Consider the following 22,570-nt stretch of genomic DNA (forward strand, 5'->3'; position numbering starts at 1 on the left):
CTAGGGAGTCTGGGTGGTCGGGGCCTGGGGCACGCTCGTGCTGTCCCAGCCGCCGCCAAGGGCAAGATAGAGCTGGACGAGCGCCTGGGCCTGATCGGCTTTGGCGTTGGACAGCCCGTTCTGCGCCGAGAGCAGGCTACTCTCGTTGGTGTTGAGCGTGGTGATATCCGTCAGACCGGCGCGGTACTGGCTACGCGACAGGATCGCGCTGTTGTTGGCGGCATCGAGCGCGATGGCGAACTGCGCCTGCCGGTCCTTCGCTGCCTGAAGCGCGGTCAGCGCATTCTCGACGTCCTCGAGCGCGGTCAGCACGGTCTGCTTGTAAAGCGCGAAGGCACCCTCGGCCGCGGCCTGTTGCGATCGAACCTGCGAGCGGGTGCGCCCGCCGTCGAAGATCAACTGGCTGAGGCCGGCGAACAGCCCGCCGGTGACGATGCTGGCGAGACTGCCGAGCGACGCGGCAGCGGTGCCGATATTGCCGGTGATGTTGAGCGCCGGATACAGCTGCGCCTCGGCCACGCCAATTTGCGCGGTCGCGGCGGCGAGGCGGCGTTCGGCCGCCCGGACGTCGGGGCGCTGGCGCAGCGCGTCGGCGGGAATGCCGACCGCGATCATCGCGGGTCCGGCCGGGATCGGCGCAGTTGCTTCCAGCTCGGCCTTGAGCGCGCCTGGCGCCTGGCCGGTCAGCACGCCGAGCCGATTCACCGCCGACTGATAATTCTGCTCGAGCGAGGGAATGGTCGCCGCGGTCTGGGCGCGCTGGGCACGGGACTGTTCGACATCGAGCGACGAGACCAGGCCCGCCTGGACCCGGAAGCCGCTGATCTCGAGATTGTCGTCCTGGATGGCGAGCGAGTTGCGCGCAATGGCCAGGCTCGCCTGGGCCTGGCGCGCGAGGATGTAGTTGCGTCCGGCCTCCGCCGCGATCGAGGTCTGCACCGTGGCGAGATCGTACCCGCTGCCCGCATAACTGGCGCGCGATGCCTCGATACTGCGGCTGACGCCCCCGAACAGATCGGCCTGATAGGACGCGTCCGCCCCGATCGAGAAATTGTCGCGCGGGCCTACCGCGTCGAGCAGGTCGCGGCCGTAACCCGCCGAACCACTGACGCTCGGCAGGCGCGCCGCGCGCGCCTGTACCAGGCCTTCACGCGCCTGGCGCAGCCGCGCCACGGCCTGCGCGATATCCAGATTGCCGCTGCGTGCACGGTCGACGATCGAGGTCAGCAGCGGATCGTTGAAGCTGGTCCACCAAGCCGCGATATCGGCCGGCTGGCCAGCGGGTGCAGGAGTGGAATAACCTCCCGGCACGCCCAGTGCGCCGGGCGCGGGCGGGGCATAGTCCGGGCCGACCACGCACGCCTGAAGCGGCAGGGCGACGGTGAGCAACAGAAGGATGCGCTTGCGAAACATACCAGCACAAATGGATGTGGCCCCTGTTTGGGTCCATCGAAATATTGTCGCAATTTGTCGTCTGGCTACGATCTCACCGTTCTAAAGCGCCCCGGAGCACGGCAATTCACAATAGAACCAACCCCCAAGACGGCGTCACCCCGGACTTGTTCCGGGGTCCACCGTGCCGCCCATCACGAATTCAGAAATTTGGGGAGCCGTGGATGCCGGAACAAGTCCGGCATGACGGCAGGACTTCGATCGACTGTCTCGATTGTCTATTCCATCTCCAGGATCACCGCGTCCACCGCGAGGCTGTCGCCGGGCGCCGCATTGAGCGATTTGACCCTGCCGGCCTTTTCGGCGCGCAGGATATTCTCCATCTTCATCGCCTCGACCACGGCGAGCGGCTGGCCCGCCTCGACCTTGTCGCCGGCCGCGACGTCAAGCCGCATCAGCAGTCCCGGCATCGGCGCGAGCAGGAATTTCGAGAGGTCCGGCGGGATCTTGTCGATCAGATGCTTCGCGAACGGCGCGACATGCGCGGGCAGCACCCGCGCCCGATGCGAAGCACCACGCGTTGTCAGACGGAAGCCGGCGCTGGCGCGGGCGATCTTCACGATCAGCAGCTCTTCGCCGATCTCCGCCTCGATAACCCGGTCGCCAGGGGTGAATTCGAGCGCGATGTCCAGTTCCTCGCCATCGACAGTGATACCGTCCGTCGAGATCGCCACCGCATGCTCCGCACCGTCGATCTTCACTACCCAATCGGACGGCGGCTGGAGCCGCTTGCCGAGCTGTCCGTCGATCCGCCGGGCGCGGTCCGCCTCGGCGGTCGCGGCGAAGGCGGCAATGGCCGCAAGGCTGCGGATCAGTTCGGGCGATGCCGGCGCGCCGTGGAAGCCGTCGGGATATTCCTCGGCAATGAAACCGGTGGTCAGCGCGCCTTTGCGGAAGCGCGGGTGCTGCATCAGCGCCGAGACGAAATCGATATTGTTGCCCGGCCCCTCGATCTCGAACGCGTCGAGCGCCGCGATCTGCGTGTCGATCGCCTCGTCGCGGGTCGGCGCCCAGGTGATCAGCTTGGCGATCATCGGGTCGTAGAACATCGAGACTTCGCCGCCCTCGCGCACGCCGTCATCGACGCGGACATAGGCCTCGCCATCCGCCGCGACTGGGCCATAGTCGGGCCGCGCATCCTCGGGCGGATCATACCGCACCAGCCGCCCGATCGAGGGCAGAAAGCCGCGATAGGGATCCTCGGCATAGACGCGGTTCTCGATCGCCCAGCCGGTGAGCGTGACGTCGTCCTGGGTGAAACCGAGCGGCTCGCCCGCCGCGACCCGGATCATCAGCTCGACCAGGTCGAGCCCGGTGATGCATTCGGTGACGGGATGCTCGACCTGGAGCCGGGTGTTCATTTCGAGGAAGTAGAAGCCCTCGCCCGAAGTGTCGGCGCCGGAGACGATCAGCTCGACCGTGCCTGCGCTGAAATAGCCGACCGCCCGCGCCAGCGCGACGGCCTGTTCGCCCATGCTCTTGCGCATCTCGGGCGTGACGAAGGGCGAGGGCGCCTCCTCGACGACCTTCTGATGGCGGCGCTGGATCGAGCATTCGCGCTCGCCGAGATAGACGATGTTGCCATGCTGATCGCCCATCACCTGGATTTCGATATGGCGCGGGCTCTCGATGAACTTCTCGATGAAGACGCGGTCGTCGCCGAAGCTGGCGAGCCCCTCGCGCTTGGTCGCCTCGAAGCCTTCGCGGACATCCTGCTCCGAGTAAGCGAGGCGCATGCCCTTGCCCCCGCCGCCGGCCGAGGCCTTCATCATCACCGGGTAACCGATGTCCGATGCGATGCGCACGGCATGCTCGGTATCGTCGATCTCGCCGAGGAAGCCGGGCACGACGTTGACGCCCGCGGCCTTGGCGAGCTTCTTGGACTCGATCTTGTCGCCCATCGCCGCGATGGCATTCGGCGGCGGACCGACGAACGCGATGCCGGCCTCGGCGCAAGCACGCGCGAAGCTCTCGCGCTCGGACAGGAAGCCGTAGCCGGGATGGATACAGTCCGCCCCGGTTTCCTTGGCGGCGAGCAGGATCAGGTCGGCGAGCAGATAGCTCTCGCCCGCCGGCGGCGGCCCAAGCCGCACCGCCTCGTCTGCCATCAGCACATGCGGGCTGCGGGCGTCGGCATCCGAATAGACCGCGACGGTGGCGATCCCCATCTTCTTGGCGGTGCGCATGACGCGGCAGGCGATTTCGCCCCGATTGGCGATCAGGATTTTCTTGAACACTTCTTACTCCCCTCCCGCCTGCGGGAGGGGGTTGAGGGTGGGCACCCGGCCTCTCGCAAATGGTATCGTGCGAGGTGAGCGCGAGCCCACCCCCTGCCCCCTCCCGCAGGCGGGAGGGGAATGAAATCACTCCGCCGCCACCCGCATCGGCTCCTCGCCCTCCATCGACTTGAGCCCGAGCTTGGCGAACAGCGCTTCGTCTGCACCGCCCCCGGCATTGCCGGTGGTCAGCAGCTTCTCGCCGGTGAAGATCGAATTGGCGCCCGCCATGAAGCATAGCGCCTGGGTTGCCTCAGACATGCTCTCGCGCCCGGCCGAAAGGCGGACCATCGACAACGGCATGGTGATGCGCGCGACCGCCACCGTCCGCACGAACTCGATGTCATCGATCTTCGCCAGCGGCGTATCCGCGAGCATGTCGCCCAGCACCGTGCCCCTGACCGGTACCAGCGCATTGACCGGCACGCTCTCGGGATGGCGCGGCAGGGTCGCAAGCGTGTGGACGAAACCGACGCGATCGGCGCGCGTCTCGCCCATGCCGACGATGCCGCCCGAGCAGACATTGATGCCGGCGCCGCGCACATGCTCCAGCGTGTCGAGGCGGTCCTGGAAGGTCCGCGTCGTGATCACGTCGCCATAATGTTCGGGCGAGGTATCGATATTGTGGTTGTAGTAATCGAGCCCCGCCTTGGCGAGCTGATGCGCCTGATGCGGCTCGAGCATGCCCAGCGTCATGCAGGTCTCGAGGCCCATCGCCTTCACGCCCTCGACCATCGCGACCACCGCGCCCATGTCGCGGTCCTTGGGGTTGCGCCAGGCGGCGCCCATGCAGAAACGCTGCGAGCCTGCCGCCTTGGCCTCGGCGGCGGCGGCGAGGACTGCCTGGACCTCCATCAGCTTTTCGGCCTTGAGACCGGAATCGGCGGAAGCGGACTGGGAGCAATAGCCGCAATCCTCGGGGCAGCCGCCGGTCTTGATCGACAGGAGCGTGCAGAGTTGCACCTCGCCGGCCACGTGATGCGCGCGGTGAATCTCGGCAGCGTGGAAGACGAGCTCGGTGAAGGGAAGATCGAACAGCGCGGCGATTTCGACGCGGGTCCAGTCGTTCCTCAAAAGCCCCTCCCCTTCAGGGGAGGGGTTTATTGCAAGAACATCACTCATTCAGCAGCTTCCTCGATCGGGGGCAGATTATGCCCAAGCAATTTCAACACCTCGCCGGCGGCATTCACCAGATTGGTGCCGGGGCCGAAAATCCCCTGCACGCCGGCATCGCGCAGATACTGATAATCCTGCGCCGGGATAACCCCGCCCGCGATCACCTTGATATCGCCCCTGCCCGCCTCGCGCAGATGGCCGATCAGTTCCGGAATCAACGTCTTGTGCCCCGCCGCGAGCGACGACGCACCGACCACATCGACGTCCGAGGCGATGGCCAAATCGGCGGCTTCCTTGGGCGTCTGGAACAACGGACCCGGCACTACTTCGAACCCGAGATCGCCGAACGCCGAGGACACCAGGTTCGCGCCGCGATCATGCCCGTCCTGCCCCATCTTGGCGACGAGCAGCCGCGGTTTGCGGCCCATCCGGTGCGTCAGCGAGCTGACCCCGTCGAGCAACCCGAGCCAGCGCCGGTCGAACTCGTGCGCCCCACCATAGATGCCCGACACGGGCGTGGGCTTGGTGCCGTAGCGCCCGAACACATCCTCCATCGCCTGGCTGATTTCACCCAGCGTCGCCCGCTGCCGTGCGCATTCGACCGCGAGGCCAAGGACATTCTCGCTGCCCGCCGCGCCTTCGCGCAACGCATCGAGCGCCGCCCGGCACTTCGCCTCGTCGCGCCCTGCCTTGGACTTCTTGATCCGCGCTATCTGCGATTCCCGGACGGCAACATTGTCCACGTCGAGGATGTCGATCGCATCCTCTTCAGCCAGCTTGTATTTGTTGACGCCGACGATCACGTCCTCGCCCATGTCGACGCGCGCGGCACGGCCGGCCGAGGCTTCCTCGATCATCGCCTTGGGCCACCCGGCGGCGACCGCCTTGGCCATGCCGCCTTCCGCTTCGACCCGCTCGATGATCTCCCAGGCCTTGTCGAACAGCTCCTGAGTCAGGCTCTCGATATAATAAGAGCCGCCGAGCGGATCGACGACATGCGTCATCCCAGTCTCTTCCTGGATCACGATCTGCGTGTTGCGCGCGATCCGGGCGGAGAAATCGGTGGGCAACGCGATCGCTTCGTCAAGCGCGTTGGTGTGCAGGCTCTGCGTGCCGCCAAGCATCGCGGCCATCGCCTCGATCGTGGTGCGGATGACGTTATTGTACGGGTCCTGCTCGGTCAGCGAGACGCCCGATGTCTGGCAATGCGTGCGCAGCATCTTGGAGCGCTCGTCCTTGGCGCCGAGATCAGTCATCACCCGGTGCCACAGTTTCCGCGCCGCGCGCAGCTTCGCGACCTCCATGAAGAAGTTCATGCCGATCGCGAAGAAGAAGCTCAGCCGTCCGGCGAACGCGTCGAGGTCGAGCCCCGAGGCCATCGCCGCCTTCGCATATTCGCGTCCGTCGGCGATGGTGAAGGCAAGCTCCTGGAGCTGCGTCGCCCCGGCTTCCTGCATGTGATAGCCGGAGATCGAGATCGAGTTGAACTTCGGCATGTGCCGCGATGTGTAGCCGATGATATCCGAGATGATCCGCATGCTCGGCTCGGGCGGGTAGATGTACGTGTTGCGGACCATGAACTCCTTCAGGATGTCGTTCTGGATCGTGCCGTCCAGCTGCTCCTGAGGAACGCCCTGCTCCTCGCCCGCGACGATGAAGAAGGCGAGGATCGGGATGACCGCACCGTTCATCGTCATCGACACGCTCATCTTGTCGAGCGGGATGCCGTCGAACAGGATCTTCATGTCGTCGATCGTGTCGATCGCCACACCGGCCTTGCCGACATCGCCCGTCACGCGCGGATGATCGCTGTCGTATCCGCGATGCGTGGCGAGATCGAAGGCGACCGACAGGCCCTTCTGCCCAGCCGCGAGGTTGCGCCGGTAAAAGGCGTTGGACGCCTCGGCCGTCGAGAAGCCGGCATATTGCCGGATCGTCCAGGGGCGCCCGGCGTACATCGACGCGCGCACGCCGCGGGTGAAGGGGGCGAACCCGGGCAGGCCGGGGTCGATATCCGCCACATCCTCGGCAGTGTAGAGCGGCTTGACCGCGATGCCCTCGGGCGTCTGCCAGGTCAGGTCCTTGCCCTTCACCTCCTTCGCAGCGGCGGCGCTCCAGGCGTCCAGGGTGGGTTTATCGGTCACGGTTACGCCCCCCGGAACGCCGGCTTGCGCTTCTGCAGGAAGGCGATGCCGCCTTCCATCGAATCCGCGGAGCCGCGCGCGGCACGCTGGTTCTCGGCCTCGCGCAGCATCGCGGTCGCATAATCGACCTCGAGCGCATGAGCGAGGCCGCGGCGCATCAGGCCGAGCGCGACCGTCGGCCCCGCCGCCAGCCGCTCGGCCAGCGCGAACGCTTCTCCGTCAAGCGTATCGTCGGCGACAACCTTGTGGATCATGCCCCAGTCATAGGCCTTGGCCGCGAGCACGCGCTCGCCGAGCATCATCATCTCGGTCGCGCGGGCCTTGCCGATCAGCCGCGGCAGCATCCAGCTCGCGCCGCCATCGGGCACCAGGCCGATATTGACGAAAGCCTGGAGGAAATACGCAGTCTCGCTCGCCACACAGAAATCGGCGGCGAGCGCGAGGCTGCACCCGATCCCCGCCGCCGGCCCACGCACCGCGCTGACCATCGGCACGCCCAGATCGGCAATCGCGGCCATCGCCCGGTTATAATGGTTGGTCAGCGCCTCATAGGTCGTCTCGCCCGGATTGTCCGATCCGAGCGCCGCGCCCCCGACATCCGCCCCCGAGCAGAAGGCCCTGCCCGCCCCGGCGAACAGCACCGCCCGCGCCCCATCCAGCGCGCCAAGCGCCTCACGGAGCTCGTCGAACATGGCAGGCGGTGCGGCGTTGAGCCGGTCGGGCCGGTTGAGCGTGAGGACGAGCACATCGCCCCGGCGCTCGCTCAGGATATGCTCATAGGCCATCAATGGTCCCCCTTCGGCGTTTCCATGATCTCGGTCAGCACGCCGCCCATGTCCTTCGGGTGGACGAAGAAGATCGGGGTGCCATGCGCCCCGATGCGCGGTTCGCCGAGCACGCGCGCGCCCTTGGCCTCGAACCAGGCCTTGGCTTCGAGGATGTCGGGCACTTCGTAGCAAAGATGATGCTGCCCGCCCGCCGGGTTCTTGGCGAGGAAGCCGTTGATCGGGGAGGCGGCGTCGTACGGCTCGATCAGCTCGATCTGCGTGTTGGGCGTGTCGACGAAACACACTTTCACGCCCTGCGCCGGCAGGTCGAACGGCTCGTGGATTGTCGTCGCCCCCATCACGTCGCGGTAAAAGAGGATCGCCTCCGCGATCGACGGCGTCGCCACGCCGACATGGTTGAGCCGGCCGATGATCATTGCGCCGGTGCGGCCTTGGGCGCGGGTGCGCGCACCGGGGCCTGACCGAAGGTGTAGCCACACGCCTCGACCACCTGCTTGATCGGCGCTTCGCTCGGCGGGCCGGCAAAGGTCGCGTCGACGACATTGTTCATCGGGTCGATCACGCGGACCTTGATCTGCTTGGCGTGCGCGATCGCGGTGGTGAGCGTCGTCACGATCTGGTCGTCGGCGACATAGGTGCCGCTGCCCGGAAAATCCCAGTTCGCACCGAGCGGCGGCGCACCGTCGACCTGGATCGACACCGGACGCGGCGTCGCGGCGGCAAACGGCATGGCCGGGATGAACTGGATCGAGACGACATTGTCGCTGCGCCGGTCGCAGCGCACGACCAGCCGCCCCCTGCCTTCGACCGACGAAGCCGAGACCGACCCCGATTGAAGCCCGGTCGCCGCATCGGTCTTCATGCGGGGTGTCCAGGGCGCCGCTGGAGCTGCGGTGGATGCCGTGGGCGGCACCGCCGCCTGGAGAGCCATGGTCAGGAAGAGGATCATGCGTCACCTGTTGTCTGTTGAGGGCTCTACCCTGCGCGCAAGCCGGCCCGGAGCGCAACCATCCGCGTCAGAGCGGAATATTGTCGTGCTTCTTCCATGGATTCTCGAGGCTCTTGCCGCGCAGCTTGCGCAGGCCGAGCGCGATCCGCCGCCGAGTCGAATGCGGCTGGATCACCTCGTCGATAAAGCCCTTCGACGCCGCCACGAACGGATTGGCGAAGCGCGCCTCATATTCGGCAGTACGTGCGGCGATCTCCTCCGGGCTCTTGCCGCGGAAGATGATCTCGACCGCGCCCTTCGCGCCCATCACCGCAATCTCGGCGGTCGGCCAGGCATAGTTCAAATCGCCGCGCAGATGCTTGGACGCCATGACGTCATAAGCCCCGCCATAGGCCTTTCGCGTGATCACGGTGATTTTCGGCACGGTCGCCTCGGCATAAGCGAAGAGCAGCTTGGCACCATGTTTGATGATGCCGTTCAGTTCCTGCGCGGTGCCCGGCAGGAAGCCCGGCACGTCGACGAACGTGACGATCGGAATCTCGAACGCGTCGCAGAACCGCACGAAGCGCGCGGCCTTTTTCGACGAGTTGATGTCGAGGCAGCCGGCCAGCACCATCGGCTGATTGGCGACGATGCCGACGGTCCGCCCCTCGATCCGGCCGAAGCCGATGATGATGTTCGCCGCATGGGTGGGCTGTACTTCGAAGAAATCGCCTTCGTCGACCGTCTTCCGCACGAGTTCATGCATGTCGTACGGCTGGTTCGCCGACGCCGGCACCAGCGTGTCGAGGCTGTTCTCGATCCGGTCCCAGGGGTCGGAACTCGGGCGCTCCGGCACTGCCTCGCGGTTCGAAGCCGGAAGGAAGTCCACGAAGTCGCGGGCCGCGCGCAGCGCCTCGATATCGTCATCAAAGGCCACGTCGGCGACCCCCGACTTCGTGGTATGCGTCACCGCTCCACCCAGTTCCTCCTGCGTGACGATCTCGTTGGTAACGGTCTTCACTACATCCGGGCCGGTGACGAACATGTAGGAGCTATCCTTCACCATGAAGATGAAGTCGGTCATGGCGGGGGAATAGACGGCGCCCCCCGCGCACGGCCCCATGATCAGCGAAATCTGCGGGACGACGCCCGACGCCAGCACGTTGCGCTGGAACACCTCAGCATAGCCGCCGAGCGAAGCGACGCCCTCCTGGATGCGCGCGCCGCCCGAATCGTTGAGGCCGATCACCGGCGCGCCGACTTTCATCGCCATGTCCATGATCTTGCAGATCTTCTGCGCATGCCGCTCGCTGAGCGAGCCGCCGAACACGGTGAAATCCTGGCTGTAGAGGAACACCAGCCGGCCGTTGATCGTGCCCGATCCGGTGACGACGCCATCGCCGGGAACGGTCTGCTCCGGCATGCCGAAATCGACGCAATTATGCTCGACATACATGTCGAGCTCCTCGAACGATCCCTCGTCGAGCAAGACCTGGATCCGCTCGCGCGCGGTGAGCTTGCCGCGGGCGTGTTGCGCCGCGATGCGCTTCTCGCCGCCACCCATCCGGGCGGCCTCGCGCCGGCGCTCAAGCTCCTCGATGGTCGACGACATGGGGTACTCCGGGTCCAGGGAGGGTCCCTCTTCCAATCTGCACGGCGTTTTGCAAATGTGAATTTGCGAAGTTGCGAAGGAAGCTTTTGCGAAGTACGGCCAGGAAAGAAGATGTCCCGCGCCCCACGCCTCTATGCCGGAGAGCAACTCCGCACTCTCCGCCGCACCGCCGGCCTCAACCAGGCGGCGATGGCGGCGCGCCTTGGCATTTCCGTCAGCTATCTCTCCCAGCTCGAAAGCGGCGACCGCCCCCTCACGCCCTCGGTGACCGCGGCCCTGCGCCGCCGTCATCCCGGCGCGCTGATCGAAAGCGAAGCGCCTGCCATGCGCCTGAGCGGCCTGACCGCCGCCCTCGCCGACCCGATCCTCCCCCCCGCCCCACCCCCCGAGGCAATCGAACGCCTCGCCGAGGAACGCCCCGAAATCGCCGACCGGATCATCGCGCTCCACGCCGCCGTCCGCGCGGCGGAGGAACGGCTGCAGATCGTCGAGGAGAGCATGACCTCGGGCATTTCCGGCGCCGGCGCGCGCATGCCGTGGGAAGCGGTGCGCGACTGGTTCCACATCGCCGGCAATTATGTCGACCCGCTTGACCGCGCCGCAGAGGCACTGGCGGAGCAACTCGGCCCCGAGGAATCGGCGCTGATCGCCCGTCTTGCCGACCATGGCATCACCATCGTCGCGACGGCCGACGAAGCGGCACCGCTCCGCTCGCTCGACCGCCAGCGCGGTAGGTTGACGCTCAACGGCGCGATGCCGCCCGAAAGCCGCCGCTTCCTGATCGCGCACCAGCTCGTCGCGATCGAGTTCGCCGATACCATCCTGGAGATCGTCGAGGGCGCCTCGGTCTCCAGCATCGAGGCGCGCAACCTGCTCCGCATCGGCCTCGCCAATTACGCCGCCGGCGCGCTGACCATGCCCTATGCCCGCTTCCGCGCCACCGCGCGGCAGATGCGCCACGACATCGACCGGCTATGCCGCCGCTTCGGCGTCAGCTTCGAACAGGCCTGCCACCGCCTCTCCACCTTGCAGCGGCCGGGGGCCGAGGGCATCCCCTTCTATTTCTGCCGGGTCGACATGGCGGGCAACATCACCAAGCGCCACTCGGCGACGCGGCTGCAATTCGCGCGCTTCGGCGGCGCCTGCCCGTTGTGGATCGTGCACGAAGCCGTCGCGATCCCCGACCGCATCGTCGTGCAGCACGCCGAGACGCCCGACGGCGTGCGTTATGTCTCGATGGCCAAGGGCCTGGTGAAACCCTCGGGCAGCTTCACCCGCAGCCCGCGCCGCTACGCCGTGACCCTGGGCTGCGAGGCGGAGCACGCCGCCGACTTCGTCTATGCCGATGCGCTCGACCGTACGGCGCCGCCGATCCCGATCGGCATCTCCTGCCGACTCTGCCCGCGCGACGATTGCGACCAGCGCGCCTTCCCGCCCGCCGACCGCGACATCGCGGTCGACCCGGACCTGCGCGGCACGGTGCCGTACCGCGTCGTCTAGGGTATGATTTTCGCGATCGCGCCGCCGATCAGCCCGGCGACAGCCGACCCGATCGTCCCGACCACCAGGATCATCGCCAGCACATCGCCGAGCACGAACGACACCGCGATCCCGATCAGCGCGCAGATGCCGCCGGCCAGCGCGCCGCCGATCAGCGAGTCCGACCAGCCGCCTCGCGCCTTGCGCCCATAAAGCAGGCCAGCGACGAGCGAGATCAGCATGCCCACCAGCGCGAACTGCGCGGCGAGGGCCGCATTGAAATGGCCACCGATCACCATGATCAGCTGAAGCACGAGCCCGATAAGGGTCGCGTAGATCAACGCATTGCGATTCATGTCTTTTCCCCCGGTTGGAACCTCATGAAAATCATTTCTCCATCGCCTTCTTCAGCGAGAGCAGCATCTGCCCGTCGCCCTGCGAGAAGAACGCATAGAGCTGGTCGAACCCCTTGCCCGGCGCAAAACCCATGCCCGATACCGTCACCTTCGTCCGGCTCGGCCCGAGCGACTGGAATTCGAGCGTCTTGGCGGTCTTGCTATAGTCTTCCTTGCCCGGCAGCCCGTCCGGGGCCTGGACGTTGCGGAACACCAGCAGCCGCCCCGGAATATAGGCGATGAACTCGTTCCGGATGTTCTGCGGATCGCCGATATGCCCCTTGGGATCGTAGCTCGCCTCGATCGCCCCACCGAGGCGGAAATCGATCGCGGAGACCGGCACGGCCCATTGGCGATAGACCTCGATGTCAGTGAACGCCGCCCAGAGCTTCTCGACTGGCGCCTCGATCACTAGCGAATTCTCGTAATAGCGCGCGCCATCCGCGGCCGTGCCCTTGACCTGGTCGAACGTCGCCGCGGCCGGCGGATCGGGCAGGGCCATGGTGGGCGCGGCCCACAAGGCAAGGACAAGGGCAAGCAGACAGCGCATGGTCATTCTCCTTTTCGGGCGGCCTGAAGTCGGTCGAGATAGTCGCGCAACGTGGCGACCGAGGCATCAAACGCCTGAAGCGTGCGGTGCGTGCGCGACTGCATCACCCCGCCCTCCATCACCGTCAGCACGAACTGCGCGAGGGCATTGGTGTCGGTCCCGGCCGGCAGCCGGTCTGCCGCGGCATCGAGGCACCCCTTGATCGCCGCGACCCAGCCGTTGAAATTCACTGCGAGCAATTCGCGGACCGGCGGATCGGGCTCATGGATTTCAAGCGCGAGGCTCCCGATCGGGCAGCCATAGGTGCAGTCGGTCACCTCCAGCCCGAAGCGATAGCGGGCAAGCAGCGCGAAGATTCGCTCGATCGGGTCCTCGACGCCCTCCCAGGCCGGATCGAGCAGCATCGGCCCGATGCCCTGCCGGTAGCGCTCGAGCACCGCGAGCAGCAGGTCCTGCTTGGTCGGGAAGGCGTGGTACAGGCTCCCCGAATTCGCCTCGGCCGAGCGCAGGATGTCGGCAATGCTGGTGGAGAAATAGCCCTTCTCCATGAACAGCATCATCGCCGCGTGGATCAGGCGCTCCGAGGTCGGTTGGCGAGTCTCTTGATCGGTCACTCAAGGGGTGTCGCATGACTTGGTTGATCAGTCAATCAAGTGGCCTTGCCGTTACCAAAACCACCCCCCGTCACCCCGGACTTGTTCCGGGGGCCAGCGTGCCGCAAATTTATCGGCCTCAGGCAGGTGGAACGGTGGATGCCGGAACAAGTCCGGCATGACGGTGGAGACCGGCACGGGCAACGATCTGGCCCAACGCCTCGCCATAGGATAACGACCCCGCATCCACGACCCGGCGGAAAACACCATGCACCCCACCCCCGCCGCACCTTCCGCCCTGCTGCGCGCCTATCTCTTCCTCGCCATCGTCATGCTGCTCTGGGCCGGCAATTCGATCGTCGGCCGGGCGGTGCGCGACGATATCCCGCCCTTCACTCTCGCATTGGTACGCTGGGCCGGCGCGGCGATGATCCTGACGCCCTTCACCTGGCGCCGCCTCCGCGCCGACACCCCGGCACTACGCGCGCATTGGCGCGAGGTGCTGATCCTCGGCCTGCTCGGCGTCGCCGCATTCAATGCCTTTCTCTATTCCGGCCTGCACCATACCACCGCCACCAATGCGATGCTGATCCAGGCAGCGATCCCCGCATTGGTCGTGCTGTTCGGCCGCCTCTTCTTCGGCGAGCGCGTCCGGGCCCTGCAGATTCTCGGCGTGATCGCCTCGACCATCGGAGTCGCCTGGGTCGTATCGGCAGGTGACATCGATACCCTGCTCCACCTCCGGCTCGGTGCGGGCGATGCAATGATCCTCGCCGCGAGCCTGGTCTGGTCGCTCTACACCGTGCTGCTCCGGCTCAGGCCCGAGGTCGATCCGCTGAGTTTCCTTGTCGTGACCTTCACGATCGGTGCGCTCGCCATGCTGCCGCTCGCGGTCCACGAATGGCTTGCCGGCGTCGCGGTGCGCTGGCGGCCCGCCACCTTCGGCGCCTTCGCCTATGTCGCAGTGCTGCCGTCGATCCTCGCCTATTTCCTCTACAATCGCGCGGTCGGCATGATCGGCTCCGGGCGAGCCGGACAGATGATCACCCTGATGCCGCTGTTCGGCGCGATGCTCGCGGCACTGCTGCTCGGGGAAGCACTCCACGCCTTCCACTTCTGGGGCATGGCCTTCATCGTCGCCGGAATTGCGCTGTCGGCGGTCGCCGGAAAGGAGCGCTGAACCCTCCTCCTTTCTGCTTCCCCGGCGAAGGCCGGGGTCCAGTTGGGGGACGATTCTGATTGCCGTTGCGTGTCGTTACTTCAGCCTTCCCAACTGGGCCCCGGCGTCCGCCGGGGAAAGAACAAGGGGAAGCTCCTCCCCCTCAGACCTTAACAATCCCCCGATCGATCAGGCTGCGCGCGGTATCGACGATCGACTCAGCCGCCGGCCGCGACTCCCAGCCAAGCACGACCAACGCATGCTCCGAGCTCGCCGCCCGCGTCCTGCCCAGTTCACCCGTCACCTGTCGGATGCTGTTGTCGAACACGGCCATCAGCCGGAGAACGAAATCCGGAATCCCCCGCGTCGGCACCTTGCGCGCTTCGGGCCCGAGCCGCTCGCGGAGAATCTCTCCTACCTCGCGCATCATCATGAACGGCCCGCCGCCGATGAAGCGTTCGTTCGCCATGCCCGGCGCGGTGAGCGCGCGGACATGCAGGTCGGCCAGGTCGCGCACGTCGACCACGGCAAAGCCCAGCCGCGGAAAGCCCGGCACCGATCCATCGAGCAGCCGCTTCACGAACTCGATCGAGGCCGAATAATCGTCGCTCATCAGTGGCCCGAGCACCGCGGATGGATTGATCGTGCAGAATTCCATCGCCCCGCCGTTTGCCGCCACCCATTCGCGCGCGGCCCGCTCGGCAATGGTCTTGGACTTGGCATAGGCGTTCACCCCTGGCGCCTCGACATCGGTCCAGTCCGCCTCGGTATAGGTCCGGTCGCCCGGGTGCCCATAAGCGATCGCCGCCACCGACGACGTCATCACGAAACGCGACACCCCCGCCGCCGACGCGAAGCGCAGCGCCCTGAGTGCCCCTTCGCGCGCCGGCACGATCAGCTCATTCTCGTCCTTCACTGCATTGGGTGGAAAGGGCGAAGCGACATGCGCGACATGGCTGCACCCCGCGACCGCTTCGGCCCAGCCGGCATCGTTCATCAGATCGGCAGCGAAGAAACGGATCGACGATCCCGGCACGCCGAGCGCCGCGCGCACCTCGGGCTCGCGCTTCAAGGACCGGATCGTGGTGTTGATCTTCCACCCCTGGGCGGCGAGCTGCCGGATCAGATAGCCGGCAATATAACCGCTGCCGCCCGTCACCAGGATCGTGCCCGTCATGACCGCTCTCCCCGCCTGTAGGGGACGGGTTTACCATTGAAACCCATGTCGCGCCACGCAGGGCGCGATTGCATCGAAGTGCGATCACTATACTGACTTTGGATCGAAGGTCGGCCCTATCCGGCCAACAAGGACAGCGGGCTTGCAATCCCTCCGCCCCCCGGCAAAGAGGGCGCGCAGGAGAACGCCATGTCCGATCAGACGCTCTATCCCGTACCACCCGAATGGGCGAAGCGCGCACGCTTCGACGCGGACGGATATGAGACGCTCTATGGCCGCTCCCTCGCCGATCCCGGCAGCTTCTGGCTCGAACAAGCGCGCCGGCTCGACTGGATCAAGCGGCCCGAGATCGCCGGCGACTGGTCGTTCGGCGAGAAGGATTTCCACATCCAGTGGTTCGCCGATGGCAAGCTGAACGTCGCGGCCAATTGCCTCGACCGGCACCTCGCCAAGCGCGGCGACCAGACCGCGCTGATCTGGGAACCCGACGAGCCCCGGGAAGAGCCGCGCCGCTTCACCTATCGCGAGTTCCATGCCGAGGTTTGCCGCTTCGCCAACGTCCTGAAGGCCCAGGGCGTCACGAAGGGCGACCGCGTCACCATCTATATGCCGATGATCCCCGAGGCGGCGTTCGCCATCCTCGCCTGCGCGCGGATCGGGGCGATCCATTCGGTGGTGTTCGGCGGCTTCTCGCCCGAGGCGCTGGCGGGGCGCATCACCGACTGCGACAGCGGCGTCGTCGTGACCGCCGATGAAGGCCGACGCGGCGGCAAGCGCATTCCCCTGAAGGCCAATGTCGATGCCGCCGCCGATCGTGCGCCGGCGCTGAAGACCGTCATCGTGGTGAAGGCCACCGGCGGCGACGTGACGATGCGCGAGGGCCGCGACATCTGGTATCACGAAGCCGCGCGGGCCGAAGCCGCGACCTGCCCGCCCGAGCCGATGGGCGCCGAGGATCCGCTGTTCATCCTCTACACCTCGGGCTCGACCGGCCAGCCCAAGGGCGTGCTCCACACCAGTGGCGGCTATCTGCTCTGGGCGAGCCTGACGCACGAGCTCGCCTTCGACTACCGACCCGGCGATGTCTGGTGGTGCGCCGCCGATATCGGCTGGGTCACCGGCCACAGCTATATCCTGTACGGCCCGCTCGCGAACGGCGCGACCACTCTCATGTTCGAGGGGCTGCCGACCTGGCCCGACGCCAGCCGCATCTGGCAGATCGTCGATCGCCACAAGGTCCACACCATCTTCACTGCCCCCACGGCGCTCCGCGCGCTGATGAAGGAGGGCGACGATTATGTGACGAAGACCAGCCGCGCGTCGCTCAAGCTGCTCGGCACCGTCGGCGAGCCGATCAACCCCGAGGCATGGCGCTGGTATCACGACGTGGTCGGCGAGAGCCGCTGCCCGATCATCGACACCTGGTGGCAGACCGAGACCGGCGGCGCGATGATCGCCCCGATGCCCGGCGCGACCGATCTGAAGCCGGGCAGCGCGACCCGGCCGATGCCGGGCGTCGACCCGCAACTGGTCGATACCGAAGGCACCGTGCTGAACGGCGCGACTGAGGGCAACCTCGTCATTGCGAAGAGCTGGCCGGGGCAGATGCGCACCGTCTGGGGCGATCATAACCGCTTCTTCCAGACCTACTTCACCACCTATCCGGGCAAATATTTCACCGGCGACGGCGCGCGCCGCGACGAGGACGGCTATTGGTGGATCACCGGCCGGGTGGACGATGTGATCAACGTCTCGGGCCACCGCATGGGCACCGCCGAGGTGGAGTCCGCGCTGGTGCTCCACCCCAAGGTCGCAGAAGCTGCGGTGGTCGGCATGCCGCACGACATCAAGGGCCAGGGCATCTACGCCTATGTCACGCTCAATTCGGGCGAGGCCGCGTCGGACGATCTGCGCAAGGAGCTGGTCAAATGGGTCCGCACCGAAATCGGCCCGATCGCTGCGCCCGACGCCCTGCAATTCGCCCCCGGCCTGCCCAAGACCCGCTCGGGCAAGATCATGCGCCGCATCCTGCGCAAGATCGCCGAGGGTGACGTGACCAGCCTCGGCGATACCAGCACGCTGGCCGATCCCGCGGTGGTGGATGATCTGGTGGCGAACCGGGTGAAGTAGACCTCCGCTCCGATCTGATCTGATTCGTCTCGGCACAATCCCAGCTGCTTCCATTAAACGGGAATCGCGCGATGGCGAAGGCGATGGGAGCTGAACGTCCCAATTGACTCATCCGTAATCTATGGCTTACCGTAAGCTATGGCTAACCGAGTCGCCCATGCCTTCGATATGCTCGCCGATCCCACGCGCCGGGCGATCCTTGAGCGCGTCGGCAAGGCGCCAGCGGCGGTGGGGGAGATCGCTGCCGGCCTGCCCGTCTCGCGCCCAGCGGTGTCGCAGCATCTCAAGCTGCTGAAGGAGGCCGGGCTGGTGACCGAGACCGCATCCGGCACGCGCCGCATCTATCGCATCGATCCGCGCGGGCTCGGCGCCATGCGCGACTGGCTCGACCAGTTCTGGAAAACCAGCCTCGACAATTTCGCCGCTTTTGCGGACGCGCAAGCGAAGGAGGAGAAGGAATGAGCATTGCCCCCATCGTCCAGTCAGTGACGGTCGCGTTGCCGCCGCAAAAGGCGTTCGACGTCTTTGCCACGCAGATGGGTCGCTGGTGGAAGCCAGGCATGACGGTCGGCGCGAAACCGCATGTCGAGATCGTGATCGAGCCAAACCCCGGCGGCCGCTGGTTCGAGCGCGACATGGACGGCGCGGAGACTGATTGGGGTAAGGTGATCGCCTGGGATCCGCCGCAGCGCCTGTTGCTGGCCTGGCAGCTCGACGCGACCTTCAAGCACGATCCCGATCTGGTCACCGAACTCGAGATCACTTTCGACGGCCGGCCCGACGGATCGACCCGCGTCACGCTCGAGCACCGCAACCTCGAACGCTTCGGGCCGACCGCCCAGAAGGTCGCGGACTCGCTCGCCGGCGGCTGGCCGGGCCTGATGCAGCTGTTCGCCGAATTCGCTCAATTGGAGACCGCGAAATGAGCCGTTTCACCGTCCATGGCATCCCCGGCAGCCCCTATGTGCGCTGTGTGCTGATCACGCTCGAGGAAAAGGGCCTGCCCTATGATCTCGCGGCGATGGCGTTCGGCGCCCACCGGGCAGAGGCCCATCGCCTCCTCCACCCCTTCCAGAATATCCCCGTCTTCGAAGACGACGGGTTCCGGCTGTACGAAACTCAGGCGATCCTGCGCTATATCGACCACATCCTGCCCGACCCGGCGCTGACCCCGGAATCGCCTCAGGCCGAGGCCCGGATGAATCAGATCATCGGCATCACCGATTGCTATGTCCGATCCTATATCAGTGCCGCGATCACGTTTCAGCGGGTCGTGGCGCCGCGCCTGGGGCTACCCGTTGATGAAGCGAAGGTCGCCGAGGCGTTGCCGAAGGCCGAAACGTGCATCGCCGAGCTTTCGCAACTGATCGGCGATCAGCCCTTCATGGCGGGCGAACGGCTTTCCCTCGCCGATCTGATGCTGGCGCCGCAATTGGCGCTCTTTCCCGACTGCGCCGAAGGGCAGGATATCCTCGGCCGCTATCCTGGCGTCACGGCATGGATCGACCGCATGAATGCTCGGCCGAGCATGATCGCGACCACGTGGGACCGGCTGAACGAGCGCGTGGCGGCGCAGGCATCCGTCGCCGCCTGAACCGGCTGGACAAGTGCCTCGTACGGGACGAGAGGGACGCCGTCTCTCCTGCCCCGTACGAGGCTCGCATGCTCTCGCCCACCCGCGCAACCGCTCCGATCGGCCGGCATGGCTGAGGCCGGCGCGCGTCCGCCCCTCGTCCGCTGGGCCTTGCTGCTCGCGCTGTCGGCGGCGTTCGCGGGGGCGCTCGAGGCGTTGCGACTTCCCGCGGGGCTGCTGCTCGGCCCGATGATCGCCGCGATCCTTATTGCGACGCGCGGCCAGGGCGTCACCATCCCGCCCCTGTCCTTCCAGGCGGCACAGGCGTTCGTCGGGCTGCTGATCGCCGGATCGTTCAATGCCGGCACGGTCAGCACGGTGATCGATCACTGGCCGGTATTCTTCGCTGTCACCGCCGCCACTCTCTCCGTCGGCGTGGGCATCGGCCTGCTGGTCGGGCGGCTGGGCTGGCTGCCGGGCAGCGTCGCGGTCTGGGGCTGCATGCCCGGCGGCGCGGCGGCGATGGTGCTGATGGCGCAATCCTATGGCGCCGAATGGCGGCTGGTCGCGGTGATGACCTATAGCCGCGTGGTGTGCGTCGCCGGGACCGCTTCGGTCGTCGCAGCCTTGGTCGGCGCACATGGCGGCATGGAAAGCCCGACTGCCGACTGGTTCCCGCCGATCGACCTTGTCGCCTTTGCCGAGACGCTGGCCATCGCCGCGGTCGGCGCCTGGCTCGGCGTACGGTTCAAGCTGCCGGCGGGGCCGATGATCGGCGCGATGCTGCTCGGCTCGGTACTCAACATCGCCGGGCTGGTCCGGTTCGACTTGCCGGGCTGGCTGCTCGCGGCGAGCTACGCGATCGTCGGCTGGCGCATCGGCATGCACTTCACTCGCGAGATCGTCAGGGCAGCGGCGCGCGTCCTGCCCCGCATCCTGCTGTCGATCCTGTTGCTGATCGGCATCTCGGCCGGTATCGGCTTCCTGCTCGCGCATTTCGGCGGCGTCGACCCGGTCACTGCCTATCTCGCGACCAGCCCGGGCGGCATGGATTCAGTCGCGATCATCGCTGCTTCGACCAAAGTCGACGTGCCTTATGTGATGGCGCTCCAGGCACTGCGTTTCTTCGCCTGCGTGATCCTCGGCCCGGCACTGGCGAAGTTCGCGGTCAGGCGACAGGGAAGTGCGGCCTAGTCGAAGAACAGGCCCGCGTTCTGCGCCTTGTGGGCGATACGGACGATCTCCACGCGATGCTCCGTGATGCGATAATAAGCGCGGTGGCGCCGATAGCCGAAGCTCCGCGTCTCCGGGCGCACACCGGGGACTACGGCGCCCGCCTCCGGGCGCTCGCGCAGCAGAACGAACAACTCGTTGAAGCCGCGCAGATAGGTGTCGGCAGCATCACCGCCGTAGCGCTCCCGCGTATATCGCCAGATCGTATCGAGATCATCGCCGGCATCGCCGGTGATGCGAAGATCAAGCATCGGCGCGGTGTTTGGCGATGATCGCCTCAATGATCTCTGACGGATCGCGCGGGTCGATTCCCGACGCGATGCCGGAATCGATCATTGCCTGCAGCTCGGCCAAATCCGCCGCGTTCCGCTCATCGCGACGGATGAGATCGCGCACATAATCGCTGGCGCTCGAATAGCTGCCTGATGCCACGAGTTGGTCGACCCAGCTCTTGAGCCCATCGGGGAGCGAGATGTTCACCTGTGCCATCGGATCATCCTACAGATTCGCGCGGATTTGTCGACTCAGCGCAACAGCACCAGCTCCTCCGCCATGGTCGGATGCAGCGCCACGGTCTGGTCGAACGCCGCCTTGGTCAGGCCCGCCTTCACCGCGACTGCGGCTGCCTGGAGGATCTCGGGCGCGTCGGGGCCGATCATGTGAAGCCCCAGAATCTTGTCCGTCTCGCTGTCACAGACCATCTTGTAGAGCGACCGTTCGTTGCGGCCGGCCAGCACGTTCTTCATCGGACGGAAGTCGGACGTATAGACCTTGACCGATCCGAACTTCATCTTCGCCTGGCTCTCGGTGAGGCCAACGCCCGCCATCGGCGGATGGCTGAACACCGCCGAGGGGACGTTCTCGTAATCGACCCGGGTCGGCTTGTTGCCGAACATCGTATCGGCAAAGGCCTGGCCCTCGCGGATCGCGATCGGGGTGAGCTGGATGCGGTTGGTCACGTCGCCCACCGCGAAGATGCTGTCGCAGGTCGAGCGATTGTCGTCGTCGACCACGATCGCGCCCTTGGGATCGAGCTCGACGCCGGCCGTCTCCAGCCCCAGGTCGGCGGTGTTGGGGTCGCGCCCGGTCGCGAACATCACGCAATCGACGATGATCGGCTCATGGCCCGACATGCTGACCTTCAGGCAGCCATCGTCCATCTTCTCGATGCCCTGGAAATCGGCATGGAAGCGGAATTCGAGCCCCTTCATCATCGAGATCTGGAGCAGCCGGTCGCGGATCTGCTCGTCATAGCCGCGCAGGATCACGTCGGTGCGGTTGATCAGGGTCACGTGCGCGCCGAACTGGTGGAAGATGCCGGCGAACTCATTGGCGATATAGCCCGCGCCCGCGATCAGGATACGCTTCGGCACCGATTCGAGATGGAAGGCCTCGTTCGAGGTGATGCCATATTCATGGCCGGGGCATTTCGGTACCGACGGCGTGGCGCCGGTCGCGACCAGGATGGTCTTCGCGGTGACCTCGCGCCCGCTTGCGAGCCGGATGCCGTGCGGGCCGGTGACCGTGGCGCGCTCATGGATGATCTCGACGCCATTATTGCTCAGCGTGTCGGTATAGGCACCGTTGATCCGGTCGACCTCGTCGAGCACATTCTTGATCAGCACCTTCCAGTCGAAGGCGCAATCGTCGGGCACGCTCCAGCCGAAGCGCCGCGCATCGGCCAGGTCCTCGGCGAAATGCGCGCCATAGACGAGCAGCTTCTTGGGCACGCAGCCGCGGATCACGCAGGTGCCGCCGACGCGATATTCCTCGGCAACCGCGACCTTGGCGCCGTGCGCCGCTGCGACGCGCGACGCGCGGACGCCACCGGAGCCGGCGCCGATAACGAAAAGGTCGTAGTCGTAGCTATCGGGCATTCTTCTTCCCCTGCGTCACCCTGAACTCGTTTCAGGGTCCATGCGCGTCCGGTTCCCCAAACGCGCCGTGGTTATCGTTCAGATG

Annotated in this window: 22 protein-coding genes; 7 read left to right on the top strand and 15 right to left on the bottom strand. The window is 66.3% G+C overall.

Going from position 1 to position 22,570, the window contains the following annotated elements; translation table 11 throughout:
* The 8 genes from WC729_RS04365 to WC729_RS04400 form a co-directional block, all read right to left on the bottom strand.
* On the bottom strand, positions 1–1,413 hold the full coding sequence (locus WC729_RS04365) for an efflux transporter outer membrane subunit (RefSeq protein WP_372849902.1): 1,413 nt from the start codon (positions 1,411–1,413) through the stop codon (positions 1–3).
* A 257-nt stretch (positions 1,414–1,670) separates the two neighbouring features.
* Positions 1,671–3,689: a biotin carboxylase N-terminal domain-containing protein gene (locus WC729_RS04370; RefSeq protein WP_372849904.1), complete on the bottom strand. Its 2,019-nt coding sequence runs from the start codon at positions 3,687–3,689 to the stop codon at positions 1,671–1,673.
* Positions 3,690–3,815: 126 nt separating this feature from the next.
* Positions 3,816–4,850, bottom strand: coding sequence for a biotin synthase BioB (gene bioB / locus WC729_RS04375; protein WP_372849906.1), 1,035 nt, complete (start codon positions 4,848–4,850; stop codon positions 3,816–3,818).
* Entirely contained in the window at positions 4,847–6,988 is a 2,142-nt protein-coding gene (scpA, locus tag WC729_RS04380; RefSeq protein WP_372849908.1) for a methylmalonyl-CoA mutase, read from the bottom strand. Before scpA ends, bioB begins: the two co-directional genes overlap by 4 nt.
* A 2-nt stretch (positions 6,989–6,990) precedes the next feature.
* Positions 6,991–7,773, bottom strand: coding sequence for an enoyl-CoA hydratase-related protein (locus WC729_RS04385; RefSeq protein ID WP_372849910.1), 783 nt, complete (start codon positions 7,771–7,773; stop codon positions 6,991–6,993).
* Positions 7,773–8,192, bottom strand: a complete 420-nt coding sequence (mce, locus tag WC729_RS04390) for a methylmalonyl-CoA epimerase (protein ID WP_372849912.1) — start codon at positions 8,190–8,192, stop codon at positions 7,773–7,775. The genes WC729_RS04385 and mce overlap by 1 nt, the downstream gene beginning before the upstream one ends.
* Complete coding sequence (locus WC729_RS04395) at positions 8,189–8,725, bottom strand: hypothetical protein (protein WP_372849914.1); 537 nt, start codon at positions 8,723–8,725, stop codon at positions 8,189–8,191. The genes mce and WC729_RS04395 overlap by 4 nt, the downstream gene beginning before the upstream one ends.
* A gap of 67 nt (positions 8,726–8,792) precedes the next feature.
* Positions 8,793–10,319 carry an acyl-CoA carboxylase subunit beta gene (locus tag WC729_RS04400; RefSeq protein WP_372849916.1) on the bottom strand — a complete coding sequence of 509 codons (1,527 nt, stop codon included), beginning with the start codon at positions 10,317–10,319 and terminating at the stop codon, positions 8,793–8,795.
* 111 nt (positions 10,320–10,430) lie between these two features.
* On the opposite strand from WC729_RS04400, the gene WC729_RS04405 reads away from it, so the two are divergent.
* On the top strand, positions 10,431–11,819 hold the full coding sequence (locus tag WC729_RS04405) for a short-chain fatty acyl-CoA regulator family protein (RefSeq protein ID WP_372849918.1): 1,389 nt from the start codon (positions 10,431–10,433) through the stop codon (positions 11,817–11,819).
* On the opposite strand, the gene WC729_RS04410 is transcribed toward WC729_RS04405, so the two are convergent.
* The 3 genes from WC729_RS04410 to WC729_RS04420 are packed head-to-tail and all read right to left on the bottom strand — an operon-like array spanning position 11,816 to position 13,357.
* On the bottom strand, positions 11,816–12,154 hold the full coding sequence (locus tag WC729_RS04410; RefSeq protein ID WP_372849920.1) for a hypothetical protein: 339 nt from the start codon (positions 12,152–12,154) through the stop codon (positions 11,816–11,818). The genes WC729_RS04405 and WC729_RS04410 overlap by 4 nt on opposite strands.
* A gap of 31 nt (positions 12,155–12,185) precedes the next feature.
* Complete coding sequence (locus tag WC729_RS04415) at positions 12,186–12,743, bottom strand: SRPBCC domain-containing protein (protein WP_372849922.1); 558 nt, start codon at positions 12,741–12,743, stop codon at positions 12,186–12,188.
* Positions 12,744–12,745: 2 nt separating this feature from the next.
* Entirely contained in the window at positions 12,746–13,357 is a 612-nt protein-coding gene (locus WC729_RS04420) for a TetR/AcrR family transcriptional regulator (RefSeq protein WP_372849924.1), read from the bottom strand.
* Between the two features lie 247 nt (positions 13,358–13,604).
* On the opposite strand from WC729_RS04420, the gene WC729_RS04425 reads away from it, so the two are divergent.
* Positions 13,605–14,516: a DMT family transporter gene (locus WC729_RS04425; protein WP_372849926.1), complete on the top strand. Its 912-nt coding sequence runs from the start codon at positions 13,605–13,607 to the stop codon at positions 14,514–14,516.
* Between the two features lie 142 nt (positions 14,517–14,658).
* On the opposite strand, the gene WC729_RS04430 is transcribed toward WC729_RS04425, so the two are convergent.
* Positions 14,659–15,672, bottom strand: coding sequence for an SDR family oxidoreductase (locus WC729_RS04430; protein ID WP_372849928.1), 1,014 nt, complete (start codon positions 15,670–15,672; stop codon positions 14,659–14,661).
* 189 nt (positions 15,673–15,861) lie between these two features.
* Between WC729_RS04430 and acs the strand changes: the two genes are divergently transcribed.
* The 5 genes from acs (at position 15,862) to WC729_RS04455 (ending at position 20,569) form a co-directional block, all read left to right on the top strand.
* Positions 15,862–17,802: an acetate--CoA ligase gene (gene acs, locus WC729_RS04435; RefSeq protein WP_372849930.1), complete on the top strand. Its 1,941-nt coding sequence runs from the start codon at positions 15,862–15,864 to the stop codon at positions 17,800–17,802.
* Between the two features lie 138 nt (positions 17,803–17,940).
* A complete protein-coding gene (locus WC729_RS04440; protein ID WP_372849932.1) occupies positions 17,941–18,264 on the top strand; it encodes an ArsR/SmtB family transcription factor in 324 nt (107 codons plus the stop codon).
* Positions 18,261–18,728, top strand: a complete 468-nt coding sequence (locus WC729_RS04445; RefSeq protein WP_372849934.1) for an SRPBCC family protein — start codon at positions 18,261–18,263, stop codon at positions 18,726–18,728. Before WC729_RS04440 ends, WC729_RS04445 begins: the two co-directional genes overlap by 4 nt.
* Positions 18,725–19,396, top strand: a complete 672-nt coding sequence (locus tag WC729_RS04450; protein WP_372849937.1) for a glutathione S-transferase family protein — start codon at positions 18,725–18,727, stop codon at positions 19,394–19,396. Before WC729_RS04445 ends, WC729_RS04450 begins: the two co-directional genes overlap by 4 nt.
* A 108-nt stretch (positions 19,397–19,504) precedes the next feature.
* A complete protein-coding gene (locus WC729_RS04455; RefSeq protein WP_372849939.1) occupies positions 19,505–20,569 on the top strand; it encodes an AbrB family transcriptional regulator in 1,065 nt (354 codons plus the stop codon).
* On the opposite strand, the gene WC729_RS04460 is transcribed toward WC729_RS04455, so the two are convergent.
* From WC729_RS04460 to gor, 3 genes are read right to left on the bottom strand one after another with little or no spacing between them, the layout of a single operon-like run.
* Positions 20,566–20,859, bottom strand: a complete 294-nt coding sequence (locus WC729_RS04460; protein WP_372849941.1) for a type II toxin-antitoxin system RelE/ParE family toxin — start codon at positions 20,857–20,859, stop codon at positions 20,566–20,568. The two genes, WC729_RS04455 and WC729_RS04460, sit on opposite strands and share 4 nt — an antisense overlap.
* Positions 20,852–21,097, bottom strand: a complete 246-nt coding sequence (locus WC729_RS04465) for a type II toxin-antitoxin system ParD family antitoxin (protein ID WP_372849943.1) — start codon at positions 21,095–21,097, stop codon at positions 20,852–20,854. Before WC729_RS04465 ends, WC729_RS04460 begins: the two co-directional genes overlap by 8 nt.
* A gap of 35 nt (positions 21,098–21,132) precedes the next feature.
* A complete protein-coding gene (gene gor / locus WC729_RS04470; RefSeq protein WP_372849945.1) occupies positions 21,133–22,485 on the bottom strand; it encodes a glutathione-disulfide reductase in 1,353 nt (450 codons plus the stop codon).
* Positions 22,486–22,570: the final 85 nt, after the last annotated feature.

This window comes from Sphingomonas sp., assembly GCF_041661825.1.
Lineage (GTDB): Bacteria > Pseudomonadota > Alphaproteobacteria > Sphingomonadales > Sphingomonadaceae > Sphingomonas.

What these genes read in the sequence shown, in the direction of transcription:
- WC729_RS04365 (WP_372849902.1), bottom strand. Translation starts at nt 1,413, where the DNA reads ATGTTTCGCAAGCGCATCCTTCTGTTGCTCACCGTCGCCCTGCCGCTT.
- bioB (WP_372849906.1), bottom strand. Translation starts at nt 4,850, where the DNA reads ATGAGTGATGTTCTTGCAATAAACCCCTCCCCTGAAGGGGAGGGGCTT.
- WC729_RS04385 (WP_372849910.1), bottom strand. Translation starts at nt 7,773, where the DNA reads ATGGCCTATGAGCATATCCTGAGCGAGCGCCGGGGCGATGTGCTCGTC.
- mce (WP_372849912.1), bottom strand. Translation starts at nt 8,192, where the DNA reads ATGATCATCGGCCGGCTCAACCATGTCGGCGTGGCGACGCCGTCGATC.
- WC729_RS04395 (WP_372849914.1), bottom strand. Translation starts at nt 8,725, where the DNA reads ATGATCCTCTTCCTGACCATGGCTCTCCAGGCGGCGGTGCCGCCCACG.
- WC729_RS04400 (WP_372849916.1), bottom strand. Translation starts at nt 10,319, where the DNA reads ATGTCGTCGACCATCGAGGAGCTTGAGCGCCGGCGCGAGGCCGCCCGG.
- WC729_RS04405 (WP_372849918.1), top strand. Translation starts at nt 10,431, where the DNA reads ATGTCCCGCGCCCCACGCCTCTATGCCGGAGAGCAACTCCGCACTCTC.
- WC729_RS04410 (WP_372849920.1), bottom strand. Translation starts at nt 12,154, where the DNA reads ATGAATCGCAATGCGTTGATCTACGCGACCCTTATCGGGCTCGTGCTT.
- WC729_RS04415 (WP_372849922.1), bottom strand. Translation starts at nt 12,743, where the DNA reads ATGCGCTGTCTGCTTGCCCTTGTCCTTGCCTTGTGGGCCGCGCCCACC.
- WC729_RS04425 (WP_372849926.1), top strand. Translation starts at nt 13,605, where the DNA reads ATGCACCCCACCCCCGCCGCACCTTCCGCCCTGCTGCGCGCCTATCTC.
- WC729_RS04430 (WP_372849928.1), bottom strand. Translation starts at nt 15,672, where the DNA reads ATGACGGGCACGATCCTGGTGACGGGCGGCAGCGGTTATATTGCCGGC.
- acs (WP_372849930.1), top strand. Translation starts at nt 15,862, where the DNA reads ATGTCCGATCAGACGCTCTATCCCGTACCACCCGAATGGGCGAAGCGC.
- WC729_RS04440 (WP_372849932.1), top strand. Translation starts at nt 17,941, where the DNA reads ATGGCTAACCGAGTCGCCCATGCCTTCGATATGCTCGCCGATCCCACG.
- WC729_RS04445 (WP_372849934.1), top strand. Translation starts at nt 18,261, where the DNA reads ATGAGCATTGCCCCCATCGTCCAGTCAGTGACGGTCGCGTTGCCGCCG.
- WC729_RS04450 (WP_372849937.1), top strand. Translation starts at nt 18,725, where the DNA reads ATGAGCCGTTTCACCGTCCATGGCATCCCCGGCAGCCCCTATGTGCGC.
- WC729_RS04455 (WP_372849939.1), top strand. Translation starts at nt 19,505, where the DNA reads ATGGCTGAGGCCGGCGCGCGTCCGCCCCTCGTCCGCTGGGCCTTGCTG.
- WC729_RS04460 (WP_372849941.1), bottom strand. Translation starts at nt 20,859, where the DNA reads ATGCTTGATCTTCGCATCACCGGCGATGCCGGCGATGATCTCGATACG.
- WC729_RS04465 (WP_372849943.1), bottom strand. Translation starts at nt 21,097, where the DNA reads ATGGCACAGGTGAACATCTCGCTCCCCGATGGGCTCAAGAGCTGGGTC.
- gor (WP_372849945.1), bottom strand. Translation starts at nt 22,485, where the DNA reads ATGCCCGATAGCTACGACTACGACCTTTTCGTTATCGGCGCCGGCTCC.